We start from the raw sequence: 10,023 nt of genomic DNA, 5'->3' as shown, positions 1-10,023 counted from the left end.
ACTATCAAAAAACCCTCGGTAAGGAGGGTTTTTTATGCTGATTAATACTCGTCTTCGTTGAAAAAGAAATCGTCTTTAGTCGGGTAATCCGGCCATATTTCTTCGATATTTTCATACGGTTCACCATCATCTTCAAGTGCCTGCAGGTTCTCAATAACCTCTACCGGCGCTCCTGAACGTATAGCGTAATCAATTAATTCATCCTTTGTGGCAGGCCATGGCGCATCTTCAAGGTGCGATGCTAATTCAAGTGTCCAATACATGTTTTTATATTAAAGTGGTAAATTTTGCTTTTTCGCAAAAGTATAATATTTTTAAATTGATTATCAATATTTTTTTGTAATTTTTTTAAAGCCTCGGTATCCATTGATTTTCAACTATTTTGGTATCATGTGCAATCAGCCGTGCAAGGGTGAACAGATAATCGCTCAGCCTGTTCAGGTAAATATTTACTTTATCATCAACAGTACTCTCCTCGGCAAGGTGAACGCTTAGCCGCTCGGCACGGCGGCAAACACAGCGTGCTATATGGCAATACGATATGGCATTGCTCCCTCCCGGTGAAATAAAGTGCTTAAGCTCGGGTAATATTTCGTTCATGCGATCTATTTCCTGTTCCAGCAGCTCAATATCTTCGGCGTGCAAGTCGGGGATCACCATCTTACTCTTCTCCGGGTCGGCCGCTAATGATGATCCGATGGTAAACAACCTGTCCTGCACCTGCTTTAGTATCTCTTTATCATGCGCCGCCAGGTCCTGGTCGCGCACAAGGCCTATGTAGGAGTTCAGCTCATCTACCGTGCCGTAGCTTTCTATCCGGAGATGGTGTTTGGGTACCCTTGTTCCACCAATCAGTGAAGTATAGCCTTTATCGCCGGTTTTGGTATATATTTTCATAATAGTACTAATTACACGAATGTATGAAAAACGTGTCCTGCTCCAATCAGTATTCGGTAATTTCTGAATTTCACAAGCTTAAGGGAACTAAAGCAACTTATTACCGTTATCTATCCCGGGCGCTCGATTTGTTAAAGCTGCCGTAAATCATGAAATTCGTGATCAATAAATTTAAATCAGTAAACATGAAACTCATTATATCATCGGCGAAGGTGGCAGTAAGCAGCTTATTAGCGGTAACACTGCTTAGTTTTAGCTGCGGCGGCACCTCAACTAAAAATGTTGTACCAAAACCCCGGCAGGCAGCCCCGGCCAAACGCTCCTCTTTTTCAAAGATGATAAGCGAGCAGCAGTTTAACGAACTTTTTCCGCAGCGTAATAAATTTTATACTTATCAGGCATTTATAAAAGCGGTGGATGAGTTAGCTAATATCAGCGTCAAGGTTACCCGAAGGGCGGTATCGGTATACCAGATCGTCCGTACCGATAAAGCTACCGGTAAGGCCGCAATTGTGCGCCAGGACGTAGACTGGAACGAAGCATGGGCTAAAGTAAAACCAGACAGCACCTACAGTGTAGATTATGGAGGCTTTTGTAGCGGTAATGATGCCGCTATAAACAAACGCGAGCTGGCCGCCTTTTTTGCACAAATAGCCCATGAAACCCGCCACGGCATGAACGGCGAATATAAGGACGGCCTGATGTTACTGCACGAAGATAACACAACCCTTAACTACTTTGGCGATAGTGACGAATACCCACCTTACAAGGGCCAAAAATACTATGGCCGGGGGCCGATGCAAATAAGCTACAACGGCAATTATGGCTACGCATCCGACTGTATCTTTGGTGATGAAAAGATATTGCTGAACAACCCGGGCCTGGTAGAAACCGACCCTGTGGTTGCTTTTAAAACCGCGGTATACTTTTGGATGACACCGCAAACCCAAAAACCCTCTGCACATGATGTGATGACGGGTAAATGGCAGCCCACCGTTGTCGACAAAGCCAAAGGCCGCACCCCCGGATTTGGAATGACTATTAATATTGTTAACGGCGAACTGGAGTGTAATAAAGGGGATGATATGTATAACATGAAAGACCGAATAGGCTTTTACCAGGCATTTCTTGTTAAATTGGGTGTAATAGACCCTAATTGTGCCTGCAGTTGTGGCAAGATGGAGCCTTACAGGAATTAGTGTTAAGAATCAGTCCTTTGCTCATAAAAGTTTTAGGCAATTACTATATTTAGGCTGTTGATTTTGATGCCCATTTATGAACAAGCTTTCTTTTAACGCAACCGGGTTAGCCGATGTTGATATTACCGCTTTTGATGCTACCTGCAATCACCTGCGCGAAAACTACCGGGTTGACGTACCGGGCTATATTGATTTTCAACTGGAGCAGTTTGAAGTGTTTAACCATTATCGCAACTTAAATACCCGGGACGCTTTTGCTATTAAACACACCGGCGCAGATAGTTACATGCTGTTTTTGGAAATGAACCCTAACAGCAAAAGCAGTAAAGCCGAATTGAAACACCATCAACAATATCAACCCTGGGCGCTCACCTATCTAAAACACAACTTTGGCCGGGTGTTTATCCGTACCGAAACGCTGCTGGACAAGATCCGCGAGATGGTGTTCCCTATCGAATTAGATTTTAAGGAAGACAAACCCTTTAGTGACCGCTTTTATGTATTGACCGATGATAAGGACAAAGCTCACGCCGGGATGACGCAGCAGTTCCGCGATGCCATGATGCTGATCAGGGAAATAGATTTTGTGGTAGAGATCTTTGAGCATACCCTCATCATTGGCAACCGCAAACCGGTAGCGCCAGAGCATGCCTGCTATCTGGCGGAGTTTGTATCGCGGCTGGCGGAGGTGCAGTAGCAACCAATTTATCTTACTAAATGCAAAGGGCAGGTTGCCTTCGCATCGCCGGAAGATCTTGAAAGCTCCCGTCTGGAACAACAACATTGCGCACCAATAAAAAAGCCTCTTCTGCATTGCAAAAAAGGCTTTCCAAAAACTCAAACTAAACTCACTTATTTTCTACAATTGTTTCAGGTATTCGCCTGTCAACTGTCTGGATATTTTCGTTCATGTAATCTTTTTCTACCAAACCATCGCGCATGCGCACAATACGGTGGGCATGCATGGCAATATCTTCTTCGTGGGTAACTAATATTATGGTGTTGCCTTTGGCATGGATATCCTCCATCAGGCCCATGATTTCTATAGATGTTTTGGTATCCAGGTTACCGGTAGGTTCATCGGCCAGGATAATGGATGGATCATTGATCAGCGCCCTTGCAACCGCTACACGCTGGCGCTGCCCACCCGAAAGTTCGTTAGGGCGGTGATCGGTACGGTTACCTAATCCTACATTTTCCAAAGCTCTTTTAGCACGTTCGTTACGCTTTTCTTTGCTGATACCGGCGTAAACCAAAGGTAAAGCAACATTATCCAAAGCGCTGTTACGCGGTAATAAGTTAAAGGTTTGGAAAACGAAACCTATCTCGGTGTTACGCACCTCGGCCAGGTCATTGTCCGTCATGTGGCTTACGTTGATGCCGTTAAGGATGTATTCGCCCTTTGTTGGCGTATCCAAACAGCCCAAAATATTCATCAGCGTTGATTTACCCGAACCTGATGGGCCCATCAGCGCAACAAACTCTCCCTTATTGATCGTTAATGATACCGACTTGATGGCATGGATAATTTCGGACCCGATAACGTATTTACGGCCTATATCTTTGATGGTAATAAGGGGCTCTTGTTTGTCGACTAATGCCATGTTCAGGTTTTTATTATTTGGACAGCGATATGGTCATAAATGTTACAGTCTTATTTCGAATTTCTAAATGGAAGTTTCGAAACCATTTTCCTGGACTTTCGGACTACAGACTAATCACCTACTTAATCACTTTTTGCACCAAAAAATGGCTACCATCATGATCAGGTGCATTTTTTAATGCTTCTTCTGTTGAGATCACCTGCTTTACGATGTCTTCCCGCAACGGGTTATTTTCGGCAGTCATATAAACCAAGGGCTCAACGCCGTCGGTGTCCACCTCGTTAAGCTTATCCATAAACCCAAGTATCTTGTTCATGTCCTTGATCATATCGGCTTTTTCAGCCGCGCCTAATTCCAGCCTCGCCAGATGGGCTACTTTTTCAACCGTTTGCTCGTCTATCGTCATACTGTTTTAATTTATTGCTGATAATGGTATGCACCTCATCGCGCAGGGCATCCGCATCATCAACCGTTAAATGGGCCGTTGGTATGGGCTTATGTACAAATATATCACATACACCCGGTTTTGATCCATATTTTAAGCCATCGTCCCATAAAACCTGCCAGGTATTTAAAGATGTGACCGGCACAATGGGCACTTTTAATTCGATAGCCATCCTAAACGGACCGTTCTTAAAATCCTTTAACTGCGGCGGGTAATGATCAGGAATGGTCGCTTCTGGGAAAATAATAGTGGTAATACCGCTTTGTACCCGTTCCATTGCCCGTTTAAAAGCACGGAACGATGCTATTTTACTTTGCCTGTCTACCGGGATATCTACCGTACGGAAAAACAATGCGGTAACAAAAAAATCGGCTAGTTCCTGCTTACCCATAAAACAATGATTGCTGTTCACCAAAATGCTCATGGCAGTTATATCCAGGTTACTGGTGTGGTTTGGGCAAACAATGTAAGTTTGGTTGCGCCAGTCGATAGGTGTTTCGTATTTAAAATTGTACCGAATGCCTATCAGTCCCGAGCTGACATGGCCCCAAACCCTGCGCAGGCGGTTCATTTGCGGGTAGCGCGATGGTTTACGCGAAAAGTAGTAAAAAAAAGGCCATAATATAAAGTAGGAAACCGCTACGCTCACAACATACAGGTACACATGCAGTTTCTTCAATATCAATTTCATCGCCATCAAAAATAGAAAAAATACTTACTTTCGCCCCCTATATGGAAACTGTTGTTAGTGGCATACGATCTACCGGAAATCTGCACTTAGGTAACTATTACGGAGCGATACAAAACTTCGTAAAAATGCAAAACCAGTACAACTGCTATTTTTTTATTGCCGATCTGCACTCTTTAACCACCCACCCTACTCCCGCCAACCTGCATGGCAATGTAAAACAGGTTTTAGTAGAGTATTTAGCGGCAGGGATAGATCCGGAAAAGGCCACTATTTATGTACAGAGTGATGTGCCCGAGGTTACCGAACTTTACCTTTATTTGAACATGAACGCCTACATGGGCGAACTGGAACGCGCAACATCCTTTAAAGATAAAGTACGCGCTAACCCTGATAATGTTAACGCCGGCCTGTTGACCTACCCGGTTTTAATGGCTGCAGATATCATAATCCACAAAGCAACAAAGGTACCGGTAGGTAAAGATCAGGAGCAACACCTGGAGATGGCCCGCACATTTGCAAACCGTTTTAACCGCCTTTACAATAACGAATACTTCCCGGAGCCGTTTGCATTTAGCATGGGCGAAAGCCTGGTAAAAATCCCGGGGTTAGATGGTAAGGGTAAAATGGGTAAAAGCGAAAGCGAAGGCAATGCCGTATTTCTTTCAGATTCGCCTGAGGTGATCCGCAAGAAGGTGATGCGTGCTGTGACTGATGCAGGCCCAAGTGAAGATAACCAAGCCAAGCCCCAGGAGATTCAGAACCTGTTCGACTTAATGAAAGTTGTTTCTACTCCGGATACACTGGCTCACTTCGATAATCTGTATAACACCTGCGCTATCCGTTACGGCGACCTGAAAAAACAACTGGCCGAGGATATGATCATCGCAACACAGCCCATCCGCGAAAAGATAAACGATATTGCCAACGATGCGCCGTACTTAAGGCAGGTAGCTATTTATGGCGCCGCCAAAGCACGCGAGAGCGCTGCTAAAACTATCAGGGAAGTACGCGAAATTATCGGCTTCAGGAAGTTTTAACCTCCTTAGATGTCTGAATCAGAATTTTCGAATCAGAAAATTTCAAAATTCAGATCAACCATCAATAAACATTCTCTTAATTCTGTAAATTCGGAAAATTCTGATTCAGACTATGCACATAGCTATTGTAGGAAATATCGGCGCGGGTAAAACAACTTTGACCGAATTATTAGCAAAAAATTACGGCTGGGAACCGATGTACGAGGCAGTTGATAACAACCCCTACCTGGAAGACTTCTACAATGAAATGAAGCGCTGGAGTTTTAACCTGCAGATCTACTTTTTAAATAGCCGGTACCGCCAGATTGTAGAGATCCAGAAAAGCGGCCGCAACATTATCCAGGACAGAACCATATATGAAGATGCCTACATTTTTGCAGAGAACCTGCATGATATGGGCCTGATGACCACCCGCGATTACGAAAATTATGAATCGATGTTTAACAACATCTGTGAATTTATTAAACCGCCGGACCTGCTGGTTTATCTTAAAGCATCGGTCCCTACCCTGGTAAATAACATTCAACGCCGCGGCCGGGAGTATGAGATCGGCATCCGTATAGATTACCTATCCAAACTGAACGAAAAATACGAGAAGTGGATAAAAGGTTATAAACTGGGCAAACTCCTGATACTGGACAAAGACAATCTTGACTTCGCCAACAACCCCGAAGATATGGGCACGATCATCAACCAGATAGAGCGCGAGATAAACGGGTTGTTTTAGTCGCCCAAAAATATGTCATATTGAACGAGCGATAGCGAGAAGAAATCTTCTTGTTTGAGCAGATACACGACTATTTATGTCTGAGAGGATTTCTCGTCGCTGCGCTTCCCTCGAAATGACAGCGGTTTTTGATTCAGTACAGTACATTGCCAAACTTTCCCATCTCCTATAGGTTTCTTTTATGATAAGAATCCTATATGCTAAAGACAACATACCAATTACTTACGCTTTTTTTGCTACTGCTTATAGCTGCCTCTTGTAGTAAAAGCAAAGGGCCACTTGCTATATTTAATAAATTATCCCCGCATGATACTTATGCGCAGCGGTTAAAGGATAACGGTTTCGACCATACCGCTATGGGCAGCGCATGGCTGCTGAATGCCACCCAGATAGTTACCAAACCTTTAAATATCAATATCCCTTATAAAGAAACAGGCTACTTTGCCGATGATAAGGTGAGCAGCACCGCCCTTCGCTTTGATGCCAAACGTGGTCAAAAACTGCACATTACCATCACCAAAAAGCCCGCAACCAACTTTGCTATCTATGCCGATCTTTTTGAAGAAACCGGTTCGCAGGTGCCTAAACTTGCCGCATCGGCAGACACGATAGGTGCAGTACTAGACCACGAGGTAAAACAAACAGGCAGGTATATCCTGCGACTGCAGCCCGAATTGTTACGCGCCGGCGAATATACGCTGACAATCACTGCGGGGCCTTCACTGGGATTCCCGGTTTCTGCATCTGGCAAGCCGCGTATCGGCAGCTTTTGGGGCGACGGCCGAGACGAAGGCGGCCGTAAGCACGAGGGTATTGACATTTTCGCGCCAAAACGCACACCGGCTATTGCTGCTGCTAATGGCACTGTTACCGGTGTTACCGTAAACACGCTGGGTGGCAACGTAGTATTTATGCGTCCCGAAAATGAAGATTATACACTGTATTATGCCCATTTGGATGTACAAAATGTGGGGACCGGGCAAACTGTTGGGACCGGCGACACTATTGGATTGGTGGGCAATACGGGCAACGCCCGCACCACACCGCCGCACCTGCATTTTGGTATTTATACTAGTGGCGGCGCTATTGACCCACTTGCCTTTGTAGATAGAAATGCAAAACAGCCATTGCCGGTTACTGCATCACTTAAATACCTAAACGCCACGGTACGTACTAATATAAAGGGCAGTAAACTATATAACCTGCCGTCAGTATCAGCGCTGGCGGTCAATACCCTTGATCTGCATACTGCGCTAACCGTACATGCCGCTACAGACGGTTGGTATAAAGTTACCCTGCCCGACGGGCAAAACGGTTACATAAGCAGTAAAAACGTTGGCGATACGGGCGCAATCCGAACCTTTACCCTTAAAGCAGAACAGGCCTTATACAACGCGCCCGACAGCGTAAACGCAGCCCGCAAAAAATTCATCTCTTCAGGAGAAAAAGTGAGTTTGCTTGCTGCCTACCGCAACTATTTGCTGGTTGACGTGAATGGGGAAACCGGGTGGATCGAAGCTAAATAAATTTGGTAATTTGTTGCCGCTGCCGCAAACGATAGTTTTGTCTTTAATAACAAGGTTTCTCCTCGCTATCGCTCGTTGGCAATGACATCAGGCACCTAACCTATTCAACTTTAAAACCTTACAACGTTGCAACCATTTAACAATACCTAACTTCCCAACATTTCCATTTTTTCGACCCTAATCCCGCAGATTTTCTTACTTTTGTATCCCGTACACAAACAATTGGCAACGGCTTAATTCCGCTGCCAGGATTTCAAAAAAATCATGACTAAATACATTTTTGTTACGGGTGGCGTTACCTCGTCATTAGGGAAAGGCATTATATCTGCCTCATTAGCTAAACTACTTCAGGCACGTGGCTACCGCGTAACTATTCAAAAATTCGATCCTTACATTAACATTGACCCGGGTACTTTAAACCCTTACGAGCATGGCGAATGCTATGTGACCGAAGATGGTGCCGAAACCGATCTTGACCTTGGCCATTACGAGCGTTTTTTAAATACGCCTACCTCAAAAGCTAACAATATCACCACCGGCCGTATCTACCAGAATGTGATTAACCGCGAGCGTGAGGGTGCATTTTTGGGTAAAACGGTACAAGTAGTACCACATATAACTGACGAGATTAAACGCAATATGCGCATCCTGGGCGAAAGCGGCGACTACGACATTGTGATAACAGAAATAGGCGGCACCGTAGGTGATATCGAGTCGTTACCATTTGTAGAGGCCGTACGCCAGTTTAAATGGGAAGTGGGTTCGAGCAACGCTTTAGTTATACACCTCACATTAATCCCTTTTCTTGCAGCAGCAGGTGAATTGAAAACCAAACCTACCCAGCACTCGGTTAAGATGCTGTTAGAATACGGTATACAGCCGGATATTTTAGTTTGCCGTACCGAGCACCACATCAACATGGATATCCGTAAAAAGATAGCCCTGTTTTGCAATGTAAATATCAACGCGGTTATCGAGTCGATGGATGCATCAACCATTTACGACGTACCTTTGCTGATGCTGAAAGAGCAACTGGATAAAACCGTGCTAACCAAGTTAAAACTATCTCTAAAGAACGAGCCTAACCTGGATACCTGGAAAGACTTTTTAGGCCGCCTTAAAAACCCAACGTCCGAAGTTAAGATTGGCCTGGTAGGTAAATATGTGGAGCTGCCGGATGCTTATAAATCCATTATCGAGTCGTTTATACATGCCGGTGCTAAAAACGAGTGCAAGGTGCGTGTGCAGTACATCCCTTCAGAACACCTAACGGTTGATAATGCCGTAGACAAGCTAAAAGGATTACATGGTGTACTGGTTGCCCCCGGCTTTGGAGAACGTGGCTTTGAGGGTAAGATTGAAGCGATCCGTTACGTACGTGAAAATAATATCCCATTTTTCGGGATCTGTTTAGGTATGCAATGTGCTGTTGTAGAATTTGGCCGCCATGTTCTGAACCTTAAAGACGCCAGCAGTACCGAAATGAACCCGGATACCCCTAACCCCGTTATCGCGATGATGGAAGATCAGAAGAGTGTGGTCAACAAAGGTGGCACTATGCGCTTAGGTGCATATCCATGCGACCTTAAAAAAGGCAGTAAAGCAGCACTGGCTTATGGTACAACCCATATAAGCGAACGCCACCGCCACCGTTACGAGTTTAACAACAAATACCTAAAAGACTATGAAGCTGCAGGGCTTACCCCATCGGGCATTAACCCTGATAATAACCTGGTTGAAGTTGTTGAGCTTAAAAACCACCCGTTTTTTGTTGGCGCGCAATTCCATCCCGAATTAAAATCAACAGTTGCTAATCCGCATCCACTTTTTATTAACTTTGTCGCCGCTTCGCTGGCTTACGCCCGCAAGAAGTAGTACGTTTCAAAAAGAAAGTAAA

At 44.7% G+C, this 10,023-nt stretch carries 11 protein-coding genes; 6 read left to right on the top strand and 5 right to left on the bottom strand.

Annotated elements, in window-relative coordinates:
* Positions 1–41 precede the first annotated feature (41 nt).
* Together ACE5CV_RS01185 and ACE5CV_RS01180 are read right to left on the bottom strand one after the other, a co-directional pair.
* Positions 42–263 (bottom strand): DUF2795 domain-containing protein, encoded by a 222-nt coding sequence (locus tag ACE5CV_RS01185; RefSeq protein WP_002996718.1) that lies wholly within the window; start codon positions 261–263, stop codon positions 42–44.
* Between the two features lie 85 nt (positions 264–348).
* Positions 349–897, bottom strand: a complete 549-nt coding sequence (locus tag ACE5CV_RS01180) for a cob(I)yrinic acid a,c-diamide adenosyltransferase (RefSeq protein ID WP_374948319.1) — start codon at positions 895–897, stop codon at positions 349–351.
* Between the two features lie 185 nt (positions 898–1,082).
* Here ACE5CV_RS01180 and ACE5CV_RS01175 point away from each other — a divergent pair, with 185 nt between their 5' ends.
* A complete protein-coding gene (locus ACE5CV_RS01175; RefSeq protein ID WP_374948318.1) occupies positions 1,083–2,096 on the top strand; it encodes a chitinase in 1,014 nt (337 codons plus the stop codon).
* A 76-nt stretch (positions 2,097–2,172) separates the two neighbouring features.
* Positions 2,173–2,793: a hypothetical protein gene (locus tag ACE5CV_RS01170; protein ID WP_374948317.1), complete on the top strand. Its 621-nt coding sequence runs from the start codon at positions 2,173–2,175 to the stop codon at positions 2,791–2,793.
* A 151-nt stretch (positions 2,794–2,944) separates the two neighbouring features.
* On the opposite strand, the gene ACE5CV_RS01165 is transcribed toward ACE5CV_RS01170, so the two are convergent.
* From ACE5CV_RS01165 to ACE5CV_RS01155, 3 genes are all read right to left on the bottom strand, one after another.
* Positions 2,945–3,700: an ABC transporter ATP-binding protein gene (locus ACE5CV_RS01165; RefSeq protein WP_374948316.1), complete on the bottom strand. Its 756-nt coding sequence runs from the start codon at positions 3,698–3,700 to the stop codon at positions 2,945–2,947.
* A 118-nt stretch (positions 3,701–3,818) separates the two neighbouring features.
* The gene (gatC, locus tag ACE5CV_RS01160; protein ID WP_374948315.1) at positions 3,819–4,106 is read right to left on the bottom strand and encodes an Asp-tRNA(Asn)/Glu-tRNA(Gln) amidotransferase subunit GatC; all 288 of its coding nucleotides are present in this window, start codon (positions 4,104–4,106) and stop codon (positions 3,819–3,821) included.
* Positions 4,081–4,836: a lysophospholipid acyltransferase family protein gene (locus tag ACE5CV_RS01155; RefSeq protein WP_374948314.1), complete on the bottom strand. Its 756-nt coding sequence runs from the start codon at positions 4,834–4,836 to the stop codon at positions 4,081–4,083. Before ACE5CV_RS01155 ends, gatC begins: the two co-directional genes overlap by 26 nt.
* 41 nt (positions 4,837–4,877) lie before the next feature.
* On the opposite strand from ACE5CV_RS01155, the gene trpS reads away from it, so the two are divergent.
* The 4 genes from trpS to ACE5CV_RS01135 all read left to right on the top strand — a co-directional run bounded on the left by trpS (position 4,878) and on the right by ACE5CV_RS01135 (position 10,001).
* The gene (gene trpS, locus ACE5CV_RS01150; RefSeq protein WP_374948313.1) at positions 4,878–5,873 is read left to right on the top strand and encodes a tryptophan--tRNA ligase; all 996 of its coding nucleotides are present in this window, start codon (positions 4,878–4,880) and stop codon (positions 5,871–5,873) included.
* Between the two features lie 112 nt (positions 5,874–5,985).
* Positions 5,986–6,600, top strand: a complete 615-nt coding sequence (locus tag ACE5CV_RS01145; RefSeq protein ID WP_374948312.1) for a deoxynucleoside kinase — start codon at positions 5,986–5,988, stop codon at positions 6,598–6,600.
* Positions 6,601–6,797: 197 nt separating this feature from the next.
* Positions 6,798–8,126, top strand: coding sequence for a peptidoglycan DD-metalloendopeptidase family protein (locus ACE5CV_RS01140; protein WP_374948311.1), 1,329 nt, complete (start codon positions 6,798–6,800; stop codon positions 8,124–8,126).
* Between the two features lie 264 nt (positions 8,127–8,390).
* On the top strand, positions 8,391–10,001 hold the full coding sequence (locus ACE5CV_RS01135) for a CTP synthase (RefSeq protein WP_374948310.1): 1,611 nt from the start codon (positions 8,391–8,393) through the stop codon (positions 9,999–10,001).
* The last annotated feature ends 22 nt before the right edge of the window (positions 10,002–10,023 follow it).

The organism is Mucilaginibacter sp. (genome assembly GCF_964263795.1).
Classification (GTDB): Bacteria; Bacteroidota; Bacteroidia; order Sphingobacteriales; family Sphingobacteriaceae; genus Mucilaginibacter.
This window is presented reverse-complemented; position numbering and strand designations above follow the sequence as displayed.